The sequence below is a fragment of the Metabacillus sp. 84 genome, from assembly GCF_050107715.1.
GTDB lineage: Bacteria > Bacillota > Bacilli > Bacillales > Bacillaceae > Metabacillus_B.
On the sequence record NZ_JBNILN010000012.1, the window covers coordinates 69,209 to 93,638 of the forward strand.

Below are 24,430 nucleotides of genomic sequence, written 5' to 3' on the forward strand. Positions count from 1 at the left end.
GGGGGGAAACAAATGGTGAGAAGGAAAAGTTCCAGGGTTGCGGTCATTTTCATTCTTATTCTTTCACTCGTGCTATCCGCATGCAGCAATTCAGCCGGCGGGGATGGCGAAGGCGGAGAAAAAGCAAACGGGAAAGATACGCTCATTTATGGAAGGGGCGGGGATTCCACTTCACTCGATCCGATTACGACAACTGAAGGGGAAGCATTTAAGGTAACAGAGAATATTTATGAAAGTCTATTAAGCTACAGCGAAAAAGATACAACGATTGAAGCTGGTCTTGCGGAGAAATGGGAAACCTCCGAAGATGGTCTGACTTATACCTTCCAATTGCGGAAAGGGGTTAAATTTCACGATGGCACGGATTTTAATGCCGAAGCCGTTGTATTCAATTTTGACCGCTGGATGAACGGAGATGCAGAAAAATTCCCGTATTATACAATGTTCGGAGGGTTTAAAAAGGATGAAGGACATGTCATTCAGGAAGTGAAGGCGGTGGATGAACATACTGTAGAATTTAAACTGAAGCGTCCGCAGGCACCATTCCTTAAAAATGTAGCAATGTCTCCGTTCGGAATCGCCAGTCCCGCTGCGGTTGAAAAATATGGTGATGATTTAAGAGCAAACCCTGTCGGTACAGGCCCCTTTAAGTTTGTCGAATGGAAAGCTAATGACCGGATTGTGCTTGAGAAATACGAGGATTACTGGATGGAAGGCTTTCCAAAGCTGAAACAGGTCGTATTTAAAACCATTCCGGAAAATTCAGCAAGGCTGAATGCCCTGCAAACAGGAGAAATTGATTTAATGGATGGCTTAAATCCATCTGATCTTTCTAAAGTAAAAGGCGATCAAAATCTTCAGCTGTTTGAACGGCCTTCCATGAACGTAGGGTATGTAGGGTTAAATGTGACAAGGAAGCCGCTTGATAATAAGCTGGTCAGACAGGCGCTAAACCATGCAGTCGACAAAAAAGCCATTATTGACTCTTTCTACGGAGGTTTTGCTGAGCCCGCGAAAAACCCGATGCCTCCATCACTCGAAGGATATGATGATTCGATTGAAGAATATCCATATGATCCTGAAAAAGCAAAGGCTTTGCTCAAGGAAGCAGGCTTTGCGGATGGATTTGAAATGGAGCTGTGGGCCATGCCGGTAGCGCGTCCCTATATGCCGGAAGGAATGAAAATTGCCGAGGTGCTGCAGTCAAGCTTTGAAAAAATCGGTGTTAAATCTAAGATCGTAACGTATGACTGGCCGACTTATCTGGATAAAGCCAGCAAGGGGGAGGCCGACTCGTTCCTGCTGGGCTGGACGGGAGATAATGGAGATCCGGACAACTTCATTTATACCCTTCTGGATAAAGACAGTATTGGAAGCAACAATTACACTTACTACGGTAATCCGGAGCTGCATGACATTCTGATCGAAGCACAGACAGAGACGGACCAGGAAAAACGCAACGAGCTTTATAAAAAAGCTCAAGCGATTGTGCACGATGAATCCCCTTGGATACCGCTTGTCCACTCAACACCGATGATGGCGGGGATGTCGGATATCGCTAACTTTGTTCCGCATCCAACAGGCACGGATCTCTTTACAAAAGTCGAATTTAAGTAACGTATGAAAAGGGAGGAGTGCAAGCTCCTCCCTTTTTTAAAACGCTGACCATCAGATCGCTTGACGGCTGCGAAGATTCACCGACTCTCATCAAAAGGAATCATCGTGTTTGAAAACATAATGGAAGGAGATGCGGGTATGCTGTCTTATTCCCTTAAGCGCATCGGAATGCTGGTGCCGGTTCTGCTTGGTATGACCATCATCGTTTTTGCCATCATACGGGCCATTCCCGGGGACCCGGCCCAGGTTATTTTAGGGCAAAGGGCGACAGAGGAAGCCGTCCAGCAGCTGACGGTAAAACTTGGACTTGATCAGCCCGTTTATATGCAGTACGGTTCTTATCTGCTTGATTTGCTCTCAGGAAATTTAGGAGAATCCATCCGTACCGGAGAAGCCATTACAAAAGAAATAATGCCCTATCTGGCAGCCACTGCTGAGCTGACTGTATTTGCAATGGTGGTTGCCATCGCAGTCGGGGTCAATGCGGGAATCATCAGCGCCTGGTTTCAGCGGTCCTGGTTCGACTACCTTGCTATGATGATCGCACTGATCGGAATTTCCATGCCGATTTTCTGGCTTGGATTGATGGAACAATGGTTCTTCTCCATTCAGCTTGACTGGCTGCCCACAACAGGCCGGGAAAATATACGGAATCCTGTTGATTCCATCACAAATTTATATTTAATCGACACCCTTATTCAAGGGAGATTCGATCAGTTTGGGGAAGTATTTAAGCATTTAATCCTTCCGGGCACCGCACTGGCGACAATTCCGATGGCGATTATCGCAAGAATTACCCGTTCAAGCATGATTGAAGTGCTGAATGCTGATTACATAAGGACTGCCCGTGCAAAGGGCTTAAGAATGAGCTGGGTCGTATACCGCCATGCATTGAAGAATGCCGTTATTCCGATTTTGACAGTCATTGGCCTGCAGACCGGCCTGCTGCTCGGCGGAGCCATCCTCACTGAGACCATTTTCGGCTGGCCGGGCCTCGGACGATATGTTGTGGAAGCCATCGGCTACCGCGATTATCCGGTCATCCAGTCTGGAATCCTGGTCATTGCACTCATCTTTGTACTAGTCAATCTGGTCGTGGATCTGCTGTATGCAGCCATAGATCCTCGTATTAAATACTAAGGAGGGGATCATCTTGGGAGAACCGCAGCTGACGGCACCTGTTCAGCCTCACGAAGAAAAACCGCTAAGCCCGTTTCAGGAAGGACTCCGCTCGTTTGTAAAAAACAAAATCGCGGTGGCAGGTACAGGGATTGTCCTGTTTTTTATCCTCGTTGCGATTTTGTCGCCGCTGATTGCACCTTACGGGATTAACGAGCAGGACTTAACCAAACGCCTTTTGCCGCCTTCATCAGAGCATTGGCTTGGCACAGATGACTTTGGTAGGGATATTTTCTCAAGAGTCGTCCATGGAGCGAAAATATCATTATTTGTCGGTTTTTTCGCTGTCCTCGGCTCCGTAATCATTGGCTGCCTTCTCGGGATCATTGCCGGCTATTATGGCAAATGGGCAGACACTATTATTTCAAGGCTGTTTGATATTATGCTCGCCTTCCCTAGTATTCTGCTTGCCATTGCCATTATTTCTGTTCTCGGTCCATCGCTGCAAAATGCATTAATCGCCATCGCCATTATAAACATCCCGAACTTCGGGCGCCTTCTTCGTGCTAAAGTACTGAGCGTGAAAGAGGAGGACTATATAATGGCCGCCAAATCAATTGGGATGAAGGATTCGCGCATCCTGCTGAGGCATGTCCTGCCAAACAGCTTTTCTCCAATCATCGTACAGGCAAGCTTGGCGGTTGCTACAGCCATCATTGAAGCGGCTGCCCTTGGTTTTCTTGGCCTGGGCGCTCAGGCTCCGAGCCCGGAATGGGGAAAAATGCTTTCAGATTCCAAGCAGTATTTGATTCAGGCTCCCTGGACAATGGTCTTTCCCGGCCTGGCCATTATGCTGACGGTCCTCGGGTTTAATCTAATGGGGGACGGACTGAGAGATGCTCTGGACCCAAAATCAAAGAACTGATTGAGTTTAATTGAGATGGAATCCGGCGGAGCTGACAGGCTTTGCCGGATTTTCTGGTGAAATGGATAGATACCGAACTGTGCGGAGGTTAAGGAAAATTGAAACATTCCAAGTATGAGGAGTTTATTAAGATAGCTAGAAAATTTAAATGAATTAGGAATTATAACGGAACAAGACTGGAATGCTCGGGATTTGGATATTCATGTACCCGGTGATAAGAGAGGGTGGGCAGTGCCGCCGGAACTGTCTATATATAACTGGAAGGCAATTGTTAGCTTAATGATTTCAATGGACTACGCTTTAATTGATTTACATGAGCATGAGTTTTCTAAAGAAGGATTATCAGCTGAATTTGGAGTCATTAATACTTTGCCGGAGTTCGCGGGAGTGAAGCTAGAGGATTTAGAGCTGCATCAGGACGGAGACGCAGCGTATTATTTGCTTAACCCTGAGCAATACTTACGTGTTTATGCTGCTTCATCCAAGGATCGCTATCGGGCTGATCGAAACAATAATAAGGATGCTGAGAAGATAGCGTTTCTAGAGCGTTTGATACTTTCGTAAAGCCTATGTGAAGGATGGGGTGTGATCAGTCTGCTCGTTTTCCTGATCACAGGGTTCGGTAGCCGGATTACGTACAGGCATCGCTGTGAGATTTTTGACGTATTCTGTCGAAAAGTCTTTATATCAAAAGTACGGACAATAAATGACCGGATACGGACAATATAATTTTATTTCGGACAATAAATGACCGGATACGGACAATAAATGACAGAATACGGACAATAAATAAAATTCCGGCCGAGAGCCCGTCTAATTCCTCTAAATATTGAGGGTAAATTAGTTCATTATACGATCATTTCGATCCATTAAATTAAAATTCAGCTGATCTCCTCTTGGTAAGTGTCTTTCAGCAGCGTAAAAATAATCAAAACTGGCTGAACATAGCCCCCGCTTAACGCCCTCCTAGGCAAAGCGGCTACAGACAAGTTCACAACTGTAACAATTGAATCGAAAATGCAGCTTAAAACCAAGAAATGCAGAATCAATTTGTCATATTTGCAGGAAAAAAATACAGATCCCCGGTAAAAATGGATGCATAAAAAAATCGAGTACAAAATCTATGTGATTTCGTACTCGATTGTATTATTCTTTCGTCTCGCTGATCTCAATTTCATTTTCATCCTTATGGTAGCTCTGAAAGCTGTTGATCAAAGTATCAAGGTGTTCGAGCTGCTCGCTGTAGTCAAGAATGTTTGCTACGAGCGGTAGCATGTGGTAAAAGCAGGCGGGATCATGGCATTGATTCTGATATTTCATGAATTCATCCACGAGATCCCGTTTATGAAATAAACCTTCCTGTATCAATTCATTCGGTGTTTCCGTTTTGATTTTGCCGATAAATTTCAGTAAAATGCGTTCGTGATAGCTGAGCAGATAATCAAGCTCCGTTATAATGATTTGCTGAAGCTCCGGAGAGGTCATATGCAGTTCATTTTCCAGACGGTGAAGCTTTTTAAGCGTGTCCAGAGATTTATTGGTGGTCAGCAGCATTTGTCTGAAAAGAACAAGTTTACGGGATTTTACAAGCGTATTTCTTCGAAAGTAATTCCGCTCTTCTTTATAAAGAAGATAGAGCTGATCGAGCTGCATCATGTTTTCCTTCAGCCGTTCAATATCCTCTTTGAGGACACTGTGCTCAGAAGCCTGACGGATATTGATCCGGATCCATTTCAGAATTTCCTCTGTGCTGTCAGAAATCCGGTAATACAATTTTGTCTCGTATTTAGGCGGCAGGAAAACGAGATTGACAACAAATGCTGAGAATACCCCAAGCATAACTGTGCAGAAACGAAGAAGGGCAAATTCAAGAAAGTTTTCTCCCGGTGTTTCCATAATGGCGATAACCGTCACGAGCGCCACTGGAATGGTATTCTGAATTTTGAGCTTCAGGTTGATGGAAATGACGATGACTGCCGTCAGTCCGATAATGAATGGGTGGGGTCCGAAAATCAATCCGAAAATAGCCGCAAAAGCTGCTCCAATAAAGTTCGCCTGAATTTGTTCAATAACGGATAAATAAGATCGGTAAATCGTTGGCTGAATGGCAAAAATCGCTGCAATTCCGGCAAATACGGGGGACTGCAGCTGCAGCAGAGACGCTACCCATAAAGCAATGGTAATGGCGATCCCTGTCTTTAAAATTCGGGCACCGAGTTTCATAAAAGTTAGGGTTACATTCCTTTCAAAAGTGTTTAAGTAAACAACTACGTAATATACAAGGTTTATTACGATTATTCAAGATACTATTTCCCATTTTTCTGAATTTCATAACACTGCACCCATTCACCGGCCTATTCTAGAACCTCGGGATCCCTAAACGGGCAGGGATGGGAGCCTTTTCGATGAAGAAATGTATTTTCGTAAAATAAATCCGGATTTTCACATAAGAGCTCAGTTCAGCTTCATTTTATTAAATCACTCGGCATACTGCCTTCTTCAGAAATGTCTGCGATCCATGAAAGATGGGTACAGCTGTCGCGGATGTGAAAATCGTGTGCCTGCTGCAGAAGAATTCTCATTCCGTCTTCAATTGTCCGGTTTTGAAACTCTCTGAAAATGCTTCAGGTTTATTATAGGGAAGCTCCGGGCATTCAAGAAGGCCATCCGTGGCGAGAAAAATATGGTTGCTTCCTTTTCTTAACTCCTTCACACCTGTGCTGATGCAAGGTACGGGAAGTTCAAAGGTATTAACCTGACCGACCCACTCATAAAAACTGCGGTGATTTTGCTGGTACTCCCCGAGGGCGGCTAGCTCCGGATGGTAAAGGTGGAGGACGCAGTCACCAATCGAAAACCAAAACAAATACTTATCCTTTCGAACAGCAATCAGACAGGCCGTCTCACCCTCCACCTCCCGGCAGGCTGCAAGAAAATCAGGGTGAGTAAAAAAATCTGCCAGAAACAAAGGCAGCTCCTTTAAAGCGGTACCTGTGGGCATGGTTAAAATCGCCCTTACATCCTGTTCAGCCTTACTGAACTCCCGAACAGCCAGCTCCGCACTTTCTGCTGATTTATGTGCATCCAGGATCATCCCAAGCTCCCAGTCTTCTCCTATATAAATGAGACACCCGTCTTCGTTCTTATACTGACCGGCTTTTGAGCTGCCTCCAAAAATGCCGGCTGCTTCAGGTCCGATGGAAAATACGGCAGGTTCGTCTATATATAGGTGATCCCTTCCTGTCCAAGAAAAGTTCATAGTGATTTCCCCCCTTATGAATGTCCTCTCAAACTTTATCTCTTATGTTTCAAAAACGATAAAACCGAGCGGACCTTATTGGCCGATTCTGCTGGCTCTCCTTTCCCGGCGCCGGACGCTGTATAATCTCATTGCTTGCGGGACACCTTTGATATCAAGGTGGCCGGTATAGATGAGCTGTCTGAGTCTGTACTCCAGAAATGAGTCGCCGATGTATTGGTCCAGACTTCCAAAAACCTCACCGATGACACGGGCTGATTTATGAAATAAGGTTTGAGGATCTTCAGCATGGAGTTTCTCCACTGCTTCTAACAGAAGAGCATCATAGCAATCTTCTTCTGCAAATTGAAATTCCCCATTGCTCCACAATCTTAAGCTGCCTGTACTTTTTGCCAGTTCTGCCCACTCCGTAGCATAGTTCCATCGTTCTTCATCTGTCAGAGGAGCCAGCGTTTGATTGTTCTCATACATCCTGATTAATTTTTCGGGAATCAGTTCTCCCGAATGAAGCAGTTCAAAGTTTCCCTCTTTTATTGGCTGGAACAGCTTGTTTGGATTCAAATGCCGGATATAGTGATTCTTGTCTTTTAATAGATACAGGGACAATCGCAGCCCGGCTTGCTCATGGGCATTATCCCCAGCCCAAATCCAGACAGGCGTTTTCTCAGGGATGGAATTAATCTCTGCCAGTGCTTCGATAAGGCGATGTTTCTCCATCTCCCGATCTTCGTCATTTTCAAATAGGAAGCGCTCCTCGATCCATTCCTGCCGGTTTCCAATTCCGGACTCCTCATGGAGGTTCCATACCGGTCCAACGGAAAGGAGGGCAGGTACCGTAATGATTTTCTGTTGACGGATGCTCCCAGTCTCGTTAAAAGCCGCATACAGGCTGCCCCCAATAGAATCGCCGAAACAGATATGAACCGCATGAAAGGGGAGGACGGGAAGGGTTTGCCCTTCTTTGAAACGCAGGAAATCTTGATAAAAACGAAGGAGATATTCAAATGATTGCTCCTTATTCATCGAATGTTCTTCAGCCATTTCCAATCTCATAAAGACGTGATAAAGGAAAGACCTGACTTCGTCCTCAGGAAGCTCCCTTACCAGTTTTTTTAGTTTAATGTATTTTTCCATTGCTGCTGACCCTCTTTCTGTTTCGTTTCAAACGCTTTTACTGCTGTGTAATAGCTTAAGTTTAACCCAGAAGAAAAAAACTGGAAACCGGACACGACTAATTGTTTAATTGAATACTAGCTATTCATCCTATCGTACGCTAGAACTTAACTTATAGATTATTGTATGCAATTTCAGAATACAATGGATTCAGACCAAATGCGCAAGGACTTGCTGATAGGGTGCCGGAGCTTTCGTACAGCAGTGAAAGCGGGGACAGGTCCGATGCCAGCCCCGCACTGCTTTTCTGAACAACGGGTCGGAAACTTTTACGTTTAAATCCTTACGGCACACTGTAAGGGAGAGGGGGTGCCGGAGCTTTACTCTTTACCGGAGGTCAGAGGCCTCCATTTGCGTATAACGCTAAATAGGAAAAACTCCAAAAAACCGGCCTTCACTAGGCCGGTTTTCGTACGTTCATTATTCCGTTGATACAGATGGATCCGCCTGTTCCTTCGCGGGTATAAGCTGCAGGAAGTGCTGGGCCGGATTATCGAGCAGAGGCTTCAATTCTTCCGCCTCTGCCTGCTGGCCGTGCTCTTCAAGTGCAGCAATATAAACACCCAGAAGCTCATGAATATCAGTCAGCCCTTTTTTATCAAGGGGAGTGATTTCTATCTTTGCTCCTTTGGCTACCCGCCGCTCAAGTGCTGCACGGGTAAGGCCCGTTTCTTCCTGCTGGCGGACATAGACGACTCCGCCTGTCATGCCTGCACAAATCCATGGTCCCGGATCGCCGAGAACGAGTCCGCGGCCGTTTGTCATATACTCAAAAGCAAAGCCCTTAATGTTGGCGTTCACTCCGATGTTTCCGTATTCCTCGGCGGGAATCGCTTTTTCGATCCGGCCGCCGATAATCATATCTGCACCGGATAGCCGGATGCCGGCCCTTGCATCGGCATCTCCCTGAACAAGGAGGGTCCCGCTTTGAGCACCATACCCGAAGCCTTTGCCGACAGAGCCGCTGTAAAATCTGCCGTCGCCGCCTCTTCCTTTCAGTACGCGAATGGCACCGCCGAAGGCTGTTTTGCCTGTGCCGTCCTGGGCACCGCCTTCGACAGAAATCGTGATCCCGCTTGAATTATAGGCGCCAAGCCCGTTACCGGGAACGGAGCCATTTTTGTATGTCAAACGGATGTCCTCAAGCTCTTTATAGGAGCCATCAAGCCGTTCACGGACTCTGTGGCCTGAAACCCGGCTTCCCAGAACACGCTGCTCGGAGGTGATGCTTCCAAACTCTCTTGATTGGTGCAGATCCTCATCGCGGTAATCCAAGTACTCTGCACCTGCTGCTACAGCAAGCCCGCGTTCATGACTGCTTGCTGCCACTTCCTTGTGGGCGTTCGCCAGGTTCTGGATTTCGAGCGGCTTTAACAGGAGGGACAGATCCATCGCATCGTTTTCTTTCGTTTGTTCAAGCAAATCGGAGCGTCCTACAAGGCTTTGCAGGTTCGAGGCTCCGAGTGAAGCCCCAAGTGCCTTCAGCTCACCGCCGAACGCTGTGAACAGGTTTTTCAGTCCTTGAACCGCATTGTCATACTGTCTTGGAACGAATCTTCTTAATCCGTGTTCCTTCGCTTGTGCTTCCGATTCAATTTGGGTCGCAATACCGACGTGGCAAGTATCCAAATGACAACCGCGGCACGTTGTACATCCGATGGCAATCATCGACAGGGTGCCAAAGCCGATTCGGTTTGCACCGAGAAGCATCAGCTTCACAACATCCATTGCGCTTTTAACACCGCCGTCTGCCCAGAGCTCTACCTTTTGGCGAAGCCCTGCTTCAAGAAGCGCGTTATGCGCTGCCTTGACACCAATCTCTACCGGAAGCCCTACGTATTGAAGAGCATGAATTCTTGCAGCGCCCGTTCCGCCGTCAAATCCGCTGAGTGTAATGATGTCTGCGCCTGCTTTAGCAATGCCGACCGCAATTGTTCCGATGTTCGGCACAACAGGAACTTTTACAGCAACAAGTGCCTGGTCATTAGCCGTTTTCAGCTCTGTAATCATTTGCGCCAAATCTTCAATCGAATAAATATCATGGTTGTTGGACGGAGAAATTAAGTCCGATCCAATGGTTGCGTTCCGGGCTTCGGCGATTTTAGCCGTAACTTTTGATCCTGGCAGGTGTCCGCCTTCCCCGGGTTTAGCGCCCTGCCCAATTTTGATTTCCAGAAGATTGGATGAGTTCAAGAGCTCAGCATTCACTCCGAATCGGCCGGAAGCAACCTGCTGTCCGCGTGTTTTCGGATATTTCCCAAGCATATCTTTAATTTCTCCGCCTTCTCCGTTCAAACTGATCATGTTGAGCTGATCGGCCGCTTCCGCATAAGCACGGAAGGCGATTTCGTTTTGGGAGCCAAACGACATAGATGAAATGACGAATGGCAGATCATGCTCTCCAACCTTTAAATCAACCTTTTCAGGACGGACATTGGATTGAACTTTTTTAAGGCTCGTTAAATGGCGGATGGCAATCGGATTCGCTTCCTCCTGCTCTGTGATTTTTTCCCGGTAGGCATCATAGTCTCCGGTTGACGCTACATCACCTATCGCTTTCCATATCCTCGGGAACAGATGGAACGTTTTAGTCGGACGGGCTTTCTCATTTGTAAAGTCCTCTGCACGCTCTTTTGCGTCCGTTTTCATTTGGTCAAAGCTGTAGCGCAGTTCGCTTGAGCCGAGAAAGTTCGGAATATCGAGCAAATCGCCAATTTCATGATTTAAGCCGATTGCTGAAAATAGCCTGCCATACCCGCGCAGCTCATGAATACCAATAGTGGAAATGACCTTTTCCAACCCTTTGTTCAAGGCCTCAAACAGATTAATAGAAGGTTTAGTCTGTCCATCTTCCGCCACAGTCGCAAAAACCATATATGGATTCAGGATATTTGCGCCAAGTCCGTAAGCAGTAATAATATCATGCAGCGACCGAATCGAGCCGGAACGCAAAAGAACGGAGCAGTTCCTGCGCAGCTGCATCGAAACAAGAGATTGATCAATGACAGATGTAATCAAATGCGGATCGATCCAGAGATTTCCATCTTGATGTGAAAGGCGGTCGTCCAATACGAGAAGGGCAGCCCCATCCTGTACAGCTTGAATGGCTTCAGCTGTTAAACGGTCAAGCGCTTCTTTCAGTGTTTCTTGTTCACTATAGACGATGTTCAGAACATAGAGCTGCTTATTTTTGGAAAAATGGTCCGTAAGTTCTTCATAAGGAAGCTGTTCTGTTGCATCGGCTGCCTCATCGGCAAGAAGGCCCTCCAGGATGATTGGGGAGGGGAGCTCCAATATATGATGGCCAGCTTCTGCTTCAAAAAGAGACGGACGTTTGCCGACAATCGTTCTCGTTGAAAAATGCTCGGATTCCCGATCGCGGTCGATAGCCGGATTTGTAACGACGGCTACACTTTCTTTAAAGAAGTCCGCCAGGTTTTTTCTCCCAGGATGAATGGCGGCAAGCGGTCCATCATGTCCCAAAGAACGAATCGGTTCAACCCCTTTTTCCGCCATTTGCTCAAGAAGCTGAATATGCTCTCTGTCCCATCCGAATGCAGCATAATGGCCATTATGAAGCTTCATGACCGGAGCAGTGGAGCACTTCTCATTGGAAGATGGATAGGCAAGGTGTCCGCCGAACCCGCTTACTTGTATGCGTTTCGTAAAGCGGCTGTGTACTTCCTCCTGATAGGCAGGGTAATCGTATACCTTTATTGAATCTTCGTCCCATTTCAGCCCGACCTTTTCACCAGGTGCCAAAGGCTTTGGATTCGCCATATATTGGCTCGCCGGGATAATTCCCGGCTCAGACGCGAAAATATAAGAGGTTTTCGTTTCAACCTTCCAAAGTGGGCGCAGTCCGAGTGCATCAACACTGAAGACGGCTTCATCTCCAAAGCGGGAAATAATGCCGGCCGGCCCTTGGGCAAAATGTCCCCAGGCTTCACGGATATACGCATATAGATTTTTCAGATGGTCAGGATATGCTTTCATTTCATTGATAATTGGCGGGAACAGGACATCCAGTGCTTCAAAAAGGCTGTAGGCGTCCCTGCAAACAAAGGTTTCAAGAGTACGGTTCAAATCCTGGGAATCACTTCCTCCGATTGTAAGGGGCGCATCAATCATGCGTGCTTCATCTCGAAGCTTGGCGATCGTATTGATTTCTCCATTGTGTCCGAGCATGCTGAACGGCTGAACCCTGAAAAAGTTTGACAGCGTATTTGTTGAGTACCGGTTATGCCCCAAAGTCATAGAGGACGCTACGAGGGGATCCGCCAGATCGTGATAGTACAGAGGCAAAATATCACCTGCGCCCATAACCTTGTATACGGCTGCGTGCTGGCTTAATGAAGAGGCATGGATATGCTCATCCTTCTCAAGCTCGATTGCCAAATCAAATAAACGCTTTGTCAATGTTTCATTTGATTCTTTTGAAGGGATCAAGGCAGCCTGCCAGAAAAGAGGCTCCTCCTGAACTGCAATTGGACCTAACGCGTCAGTGGATGTCACTTTGTCTGATTCATAGACAACTTCAAAACCATAGGAAGCGATATGCTTTTTCGCTGCGCTCTTCGTTTCCTCCTGGCTGCCGTGCCGGGACAAGAAGAAATGACCAACGATAAAATCATCTCTGTCTGTCAACGCCGGATCTAAACCGGCTTTTTCAAGCTTCTTTTTCCATAGTTTACGAGGGATATCGATATGAATCCCAACGCCATCGCCTTCTTCATTAATAAAACCTGCACGGTGATTCATCGTTACGAGAGCCTGTATACAGGCATCGATGTTTTCTTTTGTAGGGATTTTGTGTTTCTCTACAATGGATACGATTCCGCATGCATCATGCTCAGCATTTTCATAGTTTTGAAATAGACTTGGACACCATTTTTGGTTCATACTTGTCGGCTGCCTCCGAGGGAATTCTTTCATTCCGCTCGCCGCGCCTTCACCTCCTGCTGATAAATGTTGAAGATTTTAACTAAAGTTGAAGAGAATTTTAGAGTGTAAATAGTGAGACGGAGATAAGAAAAGATTATTGCACAAGAAAGGATTTGCCTATATTGAATATATATAATTTTCAGAATTGTAGCTTTTATCATATCATCTTGGAAAGACATTTTCAATTATTTATGCAAAAAGCTGAGGAGAGCATGCACGTCAACGACATTGGCATATATTCTCCAAATCCCAATTTGTATGGAGTAGTAAGCGTTTTCATTGCTGCAGATAAAAAGATTCATAATCATTTTAAGCTGGAGGATTGAATAATCATGTATTTTTATTCATAGGGAATCTGTGAAGGGAACGGATTACAGTAAGAAGAATATTGTCGAATGGCCCGTATTTGCTCAAAGTTGGCCCGCAACCGGGTGAAGTTGGCCCGTATTTGCTCAAAGTTGGCCCGCAACCGGCTGAAGTTGGCCCGTATTTGCTCAAAGTTGGCCCGCAACCGGCAGAAGTTGGCCCGTAACCAGTCAAAGCTGGCCCGAATCTATTAAAAAGTCCGGCTCAATTAGAAGCCGGCCGGTTCTGATTATTTACTAAGTGCTTTGAATGCTTTTTCTACAGCTTCCAGTGTCTGGCGGATATCTTGTTCCGTATGTTCAGTCGTCAGGAACCACGCTTCGTATTTAGAAGGGGCTAAATTGATTCCCTGATGGAGCATTTCTTTAAAGAAGCGGGCGAACATCTCGCCATCTGTGTTTTCGGCCTGCTCGTAGTTTTCTACTTTTTCATCTGTAAAGTAGATGGTGAGGGCCCCTTTCAGACGATTTACTGTAATTGTGACTTTATGTTCAGCAGCAGCTTTTAAGATGCCTTCCTCAAGGATCGCACCAAGCCGGTCCAGCTCTTCATAGACGCCTTCCTGTTCCAATACTTCCAGACAGGCAATTCCTGAAAGGATGGAAGCAGGGTTGCCGGCCATTGTTCCGGCCTGATAGGCAGGGCCGAGCGGAGCGACTGTTTCCATAATTTCTTTTTTGCCTCCATAAGCACCGATTGGAAGCCCGCCCCCGATGATTTTTCCGAGTGCGGTTAAATCCGGGGCAACACCGAGCATATCCTGTGCTCCGCCATACATGAACCGGAATGCTGTAATGACTTCATCGTAAATGACAAGTGCGCCTGCATCATGTGTGATTTCATTTACTTGTTCCAGGAATCCGGGATGCGGCTCAACAATTCCGAAGTTGCCGACAATCGGTTCTACGAGGACCGCTGCGATTTCGCTTCCCCATTTTTTCATCGCCTCCCGGAACGGCTCAATGTCGTTAAACGGAACGGTGATGACTTCCTGTGCAATGCTTTTTGGCACGCCTGCCGAATCAGGTGTTCCTAGGGTTGCCGGCCCTGAGCCTGCGGCTACAAGCACAAGGTCGGAGTGGCCGTGGTAGCAGCCGGCAAATTTAATCACCTTATCCCTGCCTGTGTAGGCACGGGCTACACGGATGGTGGTCATGACCGCCTCTGTTCCGGAATTGACGAAACGCACCTTCTCCATGTTCGGCATGGCTTTCTTCAGCTTCTTGGCAAAGTCGATTTCGTATGGAGTAGGGGTTCCGAACAGAACCCCGTTTTCAGCTGCTTTTGAAATGGCTTTTGTAATATGCGGATGGGCGTGGCCGGTAATGATCGGCCCATAGGCTGCCAGGTAATCTATGTATTTGTTTCCGTCGACGTCCCAGAAGTGTGCCCCTTTTCCTCTCTCCATAACAACAGGGGCTCCGCCGCCGACAGCTTTATAGGATCGGGAAGGGCTGTTTACGCCTCCGACTATATGTTCAAGTGCTTCTTTTTGAAGTTCTTCAGATTTGGTGAATTGCATACATCATCCTCCTAAAAAAGTTTGCTCTCTCATTCTAGCACTTTTTTAGGAGGATTACTGTTCACCTACTTGGTAATGATTTCATCGACAATGCCGTATTTAAGCGCTTCTGCAGCAGTCATGAAGTAATCGCGGTCTGAGTCTCTTGCCACTTTTTCCATTGGCTGACCAGTCTTTTCTGCAATTTTTTCATTGATGATCTGCTTTGTGTGCAGCAGCCGCTTCGCGGTAATTTCAATATCGGATGCCTGGCCGCGTGCACCGCCAAGCGGCTGATGGATCATGACCTCGCTGTTCGGAAGCGCGTACCTTTTTCCTTTTTTTCCTGAAAGCAGCAGCATCGCTCCCATGGAAGCTGCCATTCCTATGCAAATCGTCTTCACATCCGGCTGAATATAGTCCATTGTGTCAATGATCGCAAATCCCGCGGTGATGGAGCCGCCAGGACTGTTTATATAGAGAGAAATATCTTTTTCCGGGTCCTCAGAGGCTAAAAACAGCAGCTGGGCTACAATGCTGTTGGCCGTGTGATCATTTATCTCATCACCGATCATAATAATCCGGTCCTTCAGCAGTCTTGAATAAATGTCATAGGATCGTTCGCCAAGCTTTGATTGCTCCACCACATAAGGGATAATATTCATTATGTGTTCCTCCATTTTTATGCGGCTATTTTTGCCATCGGGCCGCTTGATTGTTTCGGAACAAGGGTCAGCAGCTTTAATAGAGGCTGCGGATTTTCTTCGGTCAGAGTCCGGCTGATGGCAGCAGCCAATTCTTCATCCAAATCCGCAGGGTCCTCCCTCATCGTGTGCTGTCTCGCTCTGAATAAAAGGGCTTTTACAGCAGGCAGGGTCAATCCAGTCAGTTCTGCGATTTCTTCATTTTTAAAAAGCAAAGCTTCCTTTAGTACGAAGACCGCTGCCTGCTTCACTGACATCACAGAGGCTACCCACTCACTGAGCTCTGCGGCTTTGCTCTCCATTATTTCTTCGACACGATCATCTGGTGTAAATCCAGTTATCACCCGTTTTTGCTTACGGAAACAGTCGATGTGCAAATGCTGTGCGGCTTTATTGTAAAATGCTTGAGGCAGATCGTTCGAAAGGTCATTATTTTTTTCCAGAATCCTGCAGATTGTTGCCTGGGCTAAGTCCTCGGCATCCCATTTATTACGGGTCAGCATCAAACAGTATTTGTATAGGGAAAGATATATTTCATTAAAGTCTTTCTTTCCAAAACGGGCAGCGCTGCTTTTGGCCATCGTTTTCACTCCTTAAAGGTGCACCTTTGTATAATAAACGGCTGGGAGGATCAAAAGGATACGGGTATCAGCAATTTATTCTTTCCTTAGAAGATGAATTCCTTCAAAGTTTGGGGGATATAAGCTACACTATCTTTGGCAGTCATTATGAAGGGAACGTGCAAAATGAAAAATGTCATTGAAACTGAAGGCCTTCGAAAAGAATTTAAAGCGTACTCCAGCAGGGAAGGCTTAGGGGGCGCTTTTAGAGATTTATTCACCAGGAATTATAAGGTGATCCGGGCTGTCGACGATCTTTCATTTACGATTAAGCAGGGGGAGATGGTCGGTTATATTGGTGAAAACGGAGCAGGAAAATCCACTTCGATTAAAATGCTGACCGGCATTCTGAACCCCACGGCCGGAACGGTGAGAGTTAATGGGATGGATCCCCATAGACAGCGTGAAAAATTTGTGAGCTCCATCGGGGTTGTATTTGGACAGCGATCCCAGCTATGGTGGGATATCGCCGTGCAGGAATCATTCCGATTGCTGAAAAAAGTGTACAAAGTGTCCGATGAGGATTACAAAAATCATATGGGGCATGTCATCGAGTCCCTTGATATCGGGCCGCTCCTTGATAAGCCGGTAAGAAAGCTGTCTCTTGGGCAAAGGATGAGGTGCGAGCTTGCTGCGGCACTCATTCATAACCCGCCGCTCCTTTTTTTAGACGAGCCGACCATCGGATTGGATGTTCTCGTAAAACTGAAAATCCGCCAGTTTTTAAAGGAAATGAACGAAAAATATAAAACGACCATCCTCCTCACTACCCATGATTTATCAGACATTGAAGCTCTGTGTGAGCGGGTGATTATGCTCGATAATGGAAAGATCATATACGACGGGGCGCTCGCCCATCTTCGCCAGGACTTCGGTGAGGGAAAAAAAATCGAGTTTCAATTCAGTGAGCCTGTGGATTCCGCATCTCTTAAGGAGCTGTCAGAGGAGCTGGACGTTTTTTGGCAGCAAAACAGTGAAAATAGCTGGACTGCTCTGCTTACAGCTCAGGAAGCGGGTATGTCCGAGCTGATCGGCCGCGTAGTCGGAGCGAAGAAAGTACTGGATATGAGCATCCACGAAGTTTCTACAGAAGAAATCATCCGTCAAATTTATGAAAGAGGCTATCAGCCTGAGAAGAGAGTTTTGACATGAGGCGGGTGCGAAATTATGGATAAGTACATGGAAATGGTCCGCATCCGCTTTTTGATGATGCTTGCCTACAGAACCAACTACTACAGCGGGATCCTCATCTACAGCATCAATATTGGCGCCTACTTTTTCCTCTGGTCGGCCATTTACGGGGATAAAGCAGATATTCAGGGCCTCAGCGTCCTGCAGATGTCAACCTATGTAGCAGTCGCCTGGATGGCAAGAGCTTTTTATTTTAATAACATTGACAGAGAAATTGCTCTGGAAATCAAGGAAGGCAAGGTAGCTGTGGAGCTGCTCCGTCCTTATCACTACCTTGGAATGAAAACGATGCAGGCGTTTGGTGAAGGTGTCTTCCGGCTGCTGTTCTTCTCGATGCCGGGTATGATTTTCATTGCATTCGTATTTCCGCTTGAGTTTCCGGGGGGAGCGTCCACGTGGGCCTTCTTCGCCTTGTCACTTGTGTTCAGTTTCATCATCAATACCCAAATCAATTTGCTTACCGGAATCATGACGTTCTTTCTATTTAATAATGACGGGCTGATCCGGGCAAAAAGAGTAGCGGTGGATTTGTTTTCAGGCCTGCTGCTTCCAATCAGCTTTTACCCGGGCTGGGCACAGAATGTGATGCAGTATTTTCCGTTCCAGGCGATCAGCTATGTTCCGAATATGATTTTTACGGAAGCGTATAAAGGAAATGAGCTGTTCCAGGCTATTCTTTATCAGGGAATCTGGGCCCTGCTCCTCCTCATTCCGATCCAGCTGCTGTGGATACTGGCAAAAAAGCAAATGGTCATCCAGGGAGGGTAAGCCATGTATTACGTATCCATGTTTATTCAATATGCAGGACAATATTTGAAAACAAGATTGCAGTACCGAGCCGATGTATTGGTTGAAATCCTGTCAGATTTCCTTTTCCAGGCAGTCAACCTGATCTTCATCCTTGTCGTATTCGGCCATACGCAGTCGCTGGTTGGGTGGAGCCAGGATGAGATCATCTTTATTTATGGATTTTTTCTCATTCCGTTTGCCGTATTCGGGGCATTTTTCAACATATGGGATTTTAATGAACGATATATTGTAAAGGGGGAAATGGACCGGATCTTAACAAGGCCAATCCACAGCCTGTTTCAGGTGACGCTTGAAAGGATGGAGCTTGAATCCCTTTTCGGAGCGGTCACGGGGTTTGCCGTTATGATGTATGCAGGCTTCCGGCTTGACCTGCCATTTTACTGGCATGACCCCTTTGTATTCCTTCTTTTTATCATAGGAGGGGTATTTGTTTACGCAGGTATTTTTATTATGATTGCAAGCATCAGCTTTTACTCAGACTCCAGGACATCCATCATGCCGATGATGTACAATATCGGCAACTACGGGCGGTATCCTGTTGATATCTACAATAAAGCGATCCGGTTTGTTCTGACCTGGGTACTGCCTTTTGCCTTTGTCGGAATGTATCCGGCTGCCTACTTCTTGAGAAAAGAGGAATGGTATGGCTACGCGTTTTTAACTCCGGTCGTTGGCGCTGTGTTCTTCGCAATAGCAGTGTTTGTATGGAACCAGGGCGTTAAGCAGTACCGGGGAGCCGGGAACTAGGCTCGTGCAGACACGGATGCGAATCGAGAAATTCAGGGACCGTCTGAATCCGGAGAACAATTGAAAAGAGCTTTCAAGCAGAATGGTACTGAGCAAACATGGAAAGGAGCGCCCGCCATGGCCAGGAAAAAAGAACAGTCAAAGGAAGATCCTAAAAAAGCTCCTGAATGGGAAAAGCTGTACAAGCTGATCGGCAAAAAGGTTAAAAAGAGATAGCAAGGATTGGCAAGACCGGCTGCTGGAATGGCCGGTCTTTGATTTATACATAAAAAGCCGTCCCTCCTGCATATACATTTAAAAAGGACAATCATGGAGGGTCCGATGGAAATTCTGATGGCCATAGCTACCATTGTCTGTTTGCTGATGTCTGTGAGAATCACGGCAAAAACGTTTGCTGAACAGCAATTCCTTTCCCGCGAGACGATTGTCGTGATCGCGTTTTTATATTTATCGATTTTAATAGGGTTTGCAATGCTGTACCTTCTTTTTATTCAAACGGGTCAGGGTGTGCTGACCCAGGGCAATGAACCAATTGTAGGTGATTACCTTGAGCATCTGAATACAAGCCTTTATTTCAGCGCGGTCACCCTTTTTTCTGTTGGCTACGGGGAAATAATTCCGGTAGGAGCAGGGAGGCTGCTGGCTGTAATCGAAGCGCTGGTCGGCTATATGCTCCCTGTTATTTTAGTGGCGAGGACAGTGCTTGAAATTGATAAAAACGCGAAATAGTTGTACGAACTCCTTCTTTTGGGTACGCTCTAAATAGTTATTATATTTGGAGGGGAAAACATGAGTATTGAAGTTGGAGTTCAAGCTCCTGAATTTGAACTGAATGCAGCCGGCAGCGAAAAGGTTAGGCTGTCCGATTACAGAGGGAAATATGTAGTTCTTTATTTTTATCCAAAGGACATGACACCAGGATGCACCACGCAGGCCTGTGATTTCCGCGACCGCCACAATGAATTTTCTGATGTTAATGCGGTGATTCTCGGTGTGAGCCCGGATCCTGCAGATAAGCATGATAAATTCAGAGACAAATATGATCTTCCTTTTCATCTGCTTGCCGATGAGGATCATAAAGTATCGGAAGCATATGGTGTCTGGAAGCTGAAAAAGAACTTCGGAAAAGAATACATGGGTATTGAACGCTCTACTTTTATTATCAACCCTGAAGGCAAGATCATTAAAGAATGGAAAAAAGTCAAAGTGAAGGACCATGTGGAGGAAGCTCTGGAATTTATAAAGAGCGAGTCTAATTAATATGGCTAAGCCTGGGAGACTGGTTCTCAGGCTTTTTATTATTAAATTCCACAACTAAAATGGAAAAATGGAAGGAATTCCTTGCGCATAAAACGAATTGGTATAACGTGAACAGTCAGGAGGCGATTTTGATGGAGAACCATCCGAAAAAGCTTTATGAATACAATTTTTGGGCACATCAGCGGATTTTGGACCATTTAAAGACCTTGCCTCATGAAATCTTCAATAAGGAAATAAAAAGTACCTTTCCCTCTGTTTCTGCGACGATGGTTCATATCTATGCAACTGAATATTTATGGCTTCTAGTGCTGGAAGGAAGGGAAATGGAGGCTGCGATGAATGAGGCCATTAACCTTCGCGAAAAACTTGGAGAACAATCGTTGAGTGAGATTGAAAAGGAATTCCAGGGATTAAACGCTCGTTTTCAAAGGTTCTTTGACTGCAATTCTGACTTGGAAAAGAAAATTATTATTAACAATCCATACGCCGGTAAAAGAGAAACCAGTCTGGCAGAAATCGTCTTTCATATCGTAAATCACAGCACGTATCACAGAGGCAACATTTCAGCAATGCTGCATCAGCTGGATAAATCCTCCCTAATGACTGATTACGTATATTATTGGTATAGTGATCAGCTTCTTCCTAATAATTAAAGAGAACCGGATGCATTGGCGTCCGGTTCTTATCATTCTTCTTCTTTTTTGCCGCGACCAGCGCGCTTAACCGCTTCCTTCAGAATAATTTCGATCTGGGCATTTACACTTCGAATTTCATCGTCTGCCCATTTTTCCAAAGCCTTGTAGAGCTCTGGATCGATTCTTAAAGGGAAGTTTTTTCGCTTCATTTCATCACAACCTAATAAATGCTTCCTGAGTTGACGATCGGCTGCATTCCTTTTTCGGAAACAAGGGAGACCATCAAGTTATTCACCATTTGAGCTTTTTTCTCTTCGTCTAATTCTACCACGCCCTCCTCAGCAAGCTGGTCAATGGCTGATTTAACCAGACCGACAGCTCCGTCCACAATGACTTTTCTTGCTGCAAGGACAGCGGATGCCTGCTGGCGCTGAAGCATAGCTGAAGCAATTTCAGAAGAGTAGGCCAAATGCATAATTCTTGCTTCAATGACTTCAACTCCAGCGACATGAAGTCTTCTCTGAAGGTCATCTGCGAGCTGGTCTGCCACCTCATCGCTGTTCTTCCTGAGTGAAATCCCGTCATCGCCATAGAAATTATCATACGGATACTGTGTAGCGATATGTCGGATGCCTGTTTCACTTTGAATTTTTACGAATTCTTCATAATCATTTACATCAAACATCGCCTTAGCAGGGTCAAGAACACGGTATACGATGACAGCTGCAATCTGGATGGGATTTCCTTCGAAGTCATTAACCTTTAATTTTTCGCTGTTAAAGTTTACGGCTCTCAGCGAAATGCCGCTTCGGATTGTTAGTGGAATGGTCATCCAGAAGCCCTGCTCTCTAATCACACCGCAATAAGTTCAGAAGAACGTACATACGTGAGCTTTATTAGGCTGGACAATCGTCAATCCGCTCAGCATTAACATCCCGATAAGCAGAAATGCAATGGCCAGGCCGATTCCGACCAGTTCGCCAGTCTCCTCCTGAATGTTGAAGAAAAACAATGCAATTCCGCTGAAAACCAAAAACAAGAAAATCCCAATAAAGCCATTAACCTTCCAGATCTTTTTCTCAGCCATTAAGATGACCCCCTATATCTTTATATCATTATGATATCACTTTAGTATCATAAAAGCATAATAAATTTCCAAATTTAGAAAATAATTTGGAAAGGGGGCTTCCGTCCATTCCAAAAGATCGCAAGGTGTATATAGTATGAAGGAAGGCATAACCTCCTCAAAAAGTTAGTGCGGTATTGGTGCAGAATCTGATTCTGCACATTTTTTTTTTGAAAAAGCTGAGTGAAGAATTCCTAGCAGCACAAGCATTGACAAAACTTCAATTTGGAGAGTACACTAATTATAAATATTACAATGTGATAATGTTTTTCGGAAGAGAGGTGCATGGCGGATGTCTGAACATCAGCTCAAGGAAGCGATCGACACACTTAAGCAAACCGGAGTCCGGATTACCCCGCAGCGTCATGCCATTTTGGAATATCTTATTCAATCCATGAACCATCCTACAGCAGACGATATCTATAAATCATTGGAAGGTAAGTTTCCAAATATGAGTGTGGCAACGGTTTACAACAATCTTCGCGTCTTTAAGGAAGTGGGACTCGTAAAAGAGTTAACCTATGGAGATTCCTCCAGCCGTTTTGACTTTGTGACGACCGAGCATTATCATGTGATCTGTGAATCCTGCGGAAAAATCGTGGACTTTCACTACCCGGGCCTTGATGAGGTTGAGCACCTGGCAGCGCATGTTACAGGGTTCAAAGTGAGTCATCACCGGATGGAGATTTACGGAGAATGCAGCGGATGCGTACAGAAGAAAATCCATTAAGAAAGCTGACAGGCGATGCTTGTCAGCTTTTTTTTGCTTTTCTGCGGGTATTGTATCCTTCATCAAATTCTTTTCCCTCCAGCTGCTTATCAAGCGTAAGCGGCTCCCTGCAATGCATGCACATATCGACCCTTCCTAAAATTTTAGTCGGCTTGCCGCAGGATGGGCAGACAACTTTGACGGCCTTTGTTGAAAGCATGCCAATCCAGAAGTAAACGACGGTGCTTGCAAGAACGGAAAGCAGACCGAGAACCATAAAAACAGTCATCGCAATTATGGACTGCCTGAAGAAGATCCCCAAATACATAATAAAGAATCCTATAAAAATCAAGCTTAAAGCGAACGTTCTGATTTTGTTAATTTTACTAGAGTAAGCTCGAGCCATCCCATCATCCCCTTATACTAAATATAGCACAGGTCAAAGGATTAAATATTGAAAAAATCTCCAATAATCCCGGAAGTTCTTCCTTGTGAATGAAATGAATTTAATCCTTTAGAGGGATAAATATATGTCGAAAAAGGGTATTAGAAAAAAATGTAGAAGTAAGACACGAATCAATTTTGTACTTGGAGGAATTTTTAAGATGGAAAACACTCTCCGTCCCATATATCAGGAACGGGCAAGTCATCCCGACACGCTTGCAGTCATCATAATTGAAAGAAAGAACCAGAGGTCTCCGGCAACGGACATGTTCGATGCAGCGTTACTGATAATCGTCCGATCTGCAGAAGTTCCTGTACATATGAAACATTATGAATTCAGCGGACAAAAAGCCTCGCTTCATATTGTAACGGAAAAGCAGATCAGCGAATGGCTTATGCTTGGAACGAACAGGAGGATCATTGACTGGATATTAAACGGAAAGGTTTTATTTGACCGGAATGAATATTTATACCAGCTGGTTGAGAGACTGAGCACATTCCCGTTTTCAGAGCGAAAGCTTAAAATTGTCATGGAGTACGGCAAACTGATCCGGCGTTATTTTGAAGGGAAAACATTTTTTGAAGCAAAACAGTATCTGGACGCATATAATCATATCGTTCATGCACTGCACCATCTGGCAAGACTTGAAGTAATCGATCAGGGGTTTTACCCCGAAATTACTGTATGGAATCAAGTGAAGCAAATTGAACCGCAGGTTTATAAGCTCTACCAGGAGCTGATTGACAGCGGAGAGCCTCTAAATAAAAGACTTGAACTCCTTTTTCTCGCAAGTGATTTCCTGATTCATTCTAAAGCTGACGTAGGAGCGGCACACTTACTCTCTATATTGGAAGAGAGGGAGTATTGGCATTTTTCGGAGCTTCTGTCGCACGAGGAGATTGCGTACTACAGTGTAGACCTCAACATTTTGCTTGAGTTTCTGGTTGAGAAACAGTTTGTTGGCATTCACTTAATAGAGACAAAAGGAAAAGGGATTTTCCACAGAACGTATACTTTCATAAAAAGTTATTGACCTGGTCGGTAACAGGTGGTATATTAATAAACGTCGCTGCTGAACAACGCCGATAACGCTGGAAACGGCAGCGATAAATTTTCAAAAAAGATGTTGACTTAAACATCTGGAAATGTTATATTAATAAAGTCGCTTCTGAACGAGGCGAACGAAACAAAATGATCTTTGAAAACTAAACAAATCGAAGTGCCAACGTTAATTCTAAAGTTTTAAACAAGAGCTAGTCAAACTACTTTTTGGAGAGTT

21 protein-coding genes and 1 pseudogene are annotated in these 24,430 nt (G+C 45.4%); 12 read left to right on the forward strand and 10 right to left on the reverse strand.

Features of this window, described 5'->3' with window-relative positions:
* Nucleotides 1–12: 12 nt before the first annotated feature.
* The 4 genes from ACQCV8_RS16820 (at nucleotide 13) to ACQCV8_RS16835 (ending at nucleotide 4,225) form a co-directional block, all read left to right on the forward strand.
* Complete coding sequence (locus ACQCV8_RS16820) at nucleotides 13–1,617, forward strand: ABC transporter substrate-binding protein (protein WP_426846380.1); 1,605 nt, start codon at nucleotides 13–15, stop codon at nucleotides 1,615–1,617.
* 138 nt (nucleotides 1,618–1,755) lie between these two features.
* The gene (locus ACQCV8_RS16825; protein WP_426846423.1) at nucleotides 1,756–2,757 is read left to right on the forward strand and encodes an ABC transporter permease; all 1,002 of its coding nucleotides are present in this window, start codon (nucleotides 1,756–1,758) and stop codon (nucleotides 2,755–2,757) included.
* 28 nt (nucleotides 2,758–2,785) lie between these two features.
* On the forward strand, nucleotides 2,786–3,661 hold the full coding sequence (gene nikC, locus ACQCV8_RS16830; protein ID WP_426846424.1) for a nickel transporter permease: 876 nt from the start codon (nucleotides 2,786–2,788) through the stop codon (nucleotides 3,659–3,661).
* A 231-nt stretch (nucleotides 3,662–3,892) separates the two neighbouring features.
* Entirely contained in the window at nucleotides 3,893–4,225 is a 333-nt protein-coding gene (locus tag ACQCV8_RS16835; protein ID WP_426846382.1) for a phosphoribosylanthranilate isomerase, read from the forward strand.
* Between the two features lie 582 nt (nucleotides 4,226–4,807).
* Here the strand turns inward: ACQCV8_RS16835 and ACQCV8_RS16840 are convergent.
* From ACQCV8_RS16840 to ACQCV8_RS16870, 7 genes are all read right to left on the reverse strand, one after another.
* Nucleotides 4,808–5,884 (reverse strand): FUSC family protein, encoded by a 1,077-nt coding sequence (locus ACQCV8_RS16840; protein ID WP_426846384.1) that lies wholly within the window; start codon nucleotides 5,882–5,884, stop codon nucleotides 4,808–4,810.
* A gap of 355 nt (nucleotides 5,885–6,239) precedes the next feature.
* Nucleotides 6,240–6,920 carry a protein phosphatase 2C domain-containing protein gene (locus ACQCV8_RS16845; RefSeq protein WP_426846386.1) on the reverse strand — a complete coding sequence of 227 codons (681 nt, stop codon included), beginning with the start codon at nucleotides 6,918–6,920 and terminating at the stop codon, nucleotides 6,240–6,242.
* A gap of 75 nt (nucleotides 6,921–6,995) precedes the next feature.
* Nucleotides 6,996–8,054 (reverse strand): DUF1835 domain-containing protein, encoded by a 1,059-nt coding sequence (locus ACQCV8_RS16850; RefSeq protein ID WP_426846388.1) that lies wholly within the window; start codon nucleotides 8,052–8,054, stop codon nucleotides 6,996–6,998.
* A 459-nt stretch (nucleotides 8,055–8,513) separates the two neighbouring features.
* A complete protein-coding gene (locus ACQCV8_RS16855) occupies nucleotides 8,514–12,995 on the reverse strand; it encodes a glutamate synthase-related protein (RefSeq protein ID WP_426846390.1) in 4,482 nt (1,493 codons plus the stop codon).
* Between the two features lie 637 nt (nucleotides 12,996–13,632).
* Nucleotides 13,633–14,925: a glutamate-1-semialdehyde 2,1-aminomutase gene (locus ACQCV8_RS16860; protein ID WP_426846392.1), complete on the reverse strand. Its 1,293-nt coding sequence runs from the start codon at nucleotides 14,923–14,925 to the stop codon at nucleotides 13,633–13,635.
* A 65-nt stretch (nucleotides 14,926–14,990) separates the two neighbouring features.
* Nucleotides 14,991–15,584, reverse strand: coding sequence for an ATP-dependent Clp endopeptidase proteolytic subunit ClpP (clpP, locus tag ACQCV8_RS16865; RefSeq protein ID WP_426846394.1), 594 nt, complete (start codon nucleotides 15,582–15,584; stop codon nucleotides 14,991–14,993).
* A 2-nt stretch (nucleotides 15,585–15,586) separates the two neighbouring features.
* Nucleotides 15,587–16,189 carry a sigma factor-like helix-turn-helix DNA-binding protein gene (locus ACQCV8_RS16870; RefSeq protein WP_426846396.1) on the reverse strand — a complete coding sequence of 201 codons (603 nt, stop codon included), beginning with the start codon at nucleotides 16,187–16,189 and terminating at the stop codon, nucleotides 15,587–15,589.
* Nucleotides 16,190–16,354: 165 nt separating this feature from the next.
* Here ACQCV8_RS16870 and ACQCV8_RS16875 point away from each other — a divergent pair, with 165 nt between their 5' ends.
* From ACQCV8_RS16875 to ACQCV8_RS16900, 6 genes are all read left to right on the forward strand, one after another.
* Complete coding sequence (locus tag ACQCV8_RS16875; protein WP_426846398.1) at nucleotides 16,355–17,380, forward strand: ABC transporter ATP-binding protein; 1,026 nt, start codon at nucleotides 16,355–16,357, stop codon at nucleotides 17,378–17,380.
* Nucleotides 17,381–17,395: 15 nt separating this feature from the next.
* Nucleotides 17,396–18,187, forward strand: a complete 792-nt coding sequence (locus tag ACQCV8_RS16880; RefSeq protein ID WP_426846400.1) for an ABC transporter permease — start codon at nucleotides 17,396–17,398, stop codon at nucleotides 18,185–18,187.
* A 3-nt stretch (nucleotides 18,188–18,190) separates the two neighbouring features.
* The gene (locus ACQCV8_RS16885; RefSeq protein ID WP_426846402.1) at nucleotides 18,191–18,976 is read left to right on the forward strand and encodes an ABC transporter permease; all 786 of its coding nucleotides are present in this window, start codon (nucleotides 18,191–18,193) and stop codon (nucleotides 18,974–18,976) included.
* Between the two features lie 321 nt (nucleotides 18,977–19,297).
* On the forward strand, nucleotides 19,298–19,705 hold the full coding sequence (locus ACQCV8_RS16890; RefSeq protein WP_426846403.1) for an ion channel: 408 nt from the start codon (nucleotides 19,298–19,300) through the stop codon (nucleotides 19,703–19,705).
* A gap of 60 nt (nucleotides 19,706–19,765) precedes the next feature.
* Nucleotides 19,766–20,236: a thioredoxin-dependent thiol peroxidase gene (bcp, locus tag ACQCV8_RS16895; RefSeq protein ID WP_426846405.1), complete on the forward strand. Its 471-nt coding sequence runs from the start codon at nucleotides 19,766–19,768 to the stop codon at nucleotides 20,234–20,236.
* A 131-nt stretch (nucleotides 20,237–20,367) separates the two neighbouring features.
* Nucleotides 20,368–20,889, forward strand: coding sequence for a DinB family protein (locus ACQCV8_RS16900; RefSeq protein WP_426846407.1), 522 nt, complete (start codon nucleotides 20,368–20,370; stop codon nucleotides 20,887–20,889).
* Nucleotides 20,890–20,921: 32 nt separating this feature from the next.
* Here the strand turns inward: ACQCV8_RS16900 and ACQCV8_RS16905 are convergent, their stop codons facing one another.
* Together ACQCV8_RS16905 and ACQCV8_RS16910 are read right to left on the reverse strand one after the other, a co-directional pair.
* The gene (locus ACQCV8_RS16905) at nucleotides 20,922–21,080 is read right to left on the reverse strand and encodes a ribbon-helix-helix domain-containing protein (RefSeq protein ID WP_426846409.1); all 159 of its coding nucleotides are present in this window, start codon (nucleotides 21,078–21,080) and stop codon (nucleotides 20,922–20,924) included.
* A gap of 11 nt (nucleotides 21,081–21,091) precedes the next feature.
* Nucleotides 21,092–21,958 (reverse strand): annotated as a pseudogene (locus ACQCV8_RS16910) (SPFH domain-containing protein).
* 331 nt (nucleotides 21,959–22,289) lie between these two features.
* Between ACQCV8_RS16910 and perR the strand changes: the two are divergent.
* The gene (perR, locus tag ACQCV8_RS16915) at nucleotides 22,290–22,727 is read left to right on the forward strand and encodes a peroxide-responsive transcriptional repressor PerR (RefSeq protein WP_426846411.1); all 438 of its coding nucleotides are present in this window, start codon (nucleotides 22,290–22,292) and stop codon (nucleotides 22,725–22,727) included.
* Between the two features lie 22 nt (nucleotides 22,728–22,749).
* On the opposite strand, the gene ACQCV8_RS16920 is transcribed toward perR, so the two are convergent.
* Nucleotides 22,750–23,112: a YgzB family protein gene (locus ACQCV8_RS16920; RefSeq protein WP_426846413.1), complete on the reverse strand. Its 363-nt coding sequence runs from the start codon at nucleotides 23,110–23,112 to the stop codon at nucleotides 22,750–22,752.
* 199 nt (nucleotides 23,113–23,311) lie between these two features.
* On the opposite strand from ACQCV8_RS16920, the gene ACQCV8_RS16925 reads away from it, so the two are divergent.
* A complete protein-coding gene (locus tag ACQCV8_RS16925) occupies nucleotides 23,312–24,184 on the forward strand; it encodes a nucleotidyltransferase-like protein (RefSeq protein ID WP_426846415.1) in 873 nt (290 codons plus the stop codon).
* Nucleotides 24,185–24,430 lie beyond the last annotated feature (246 nt).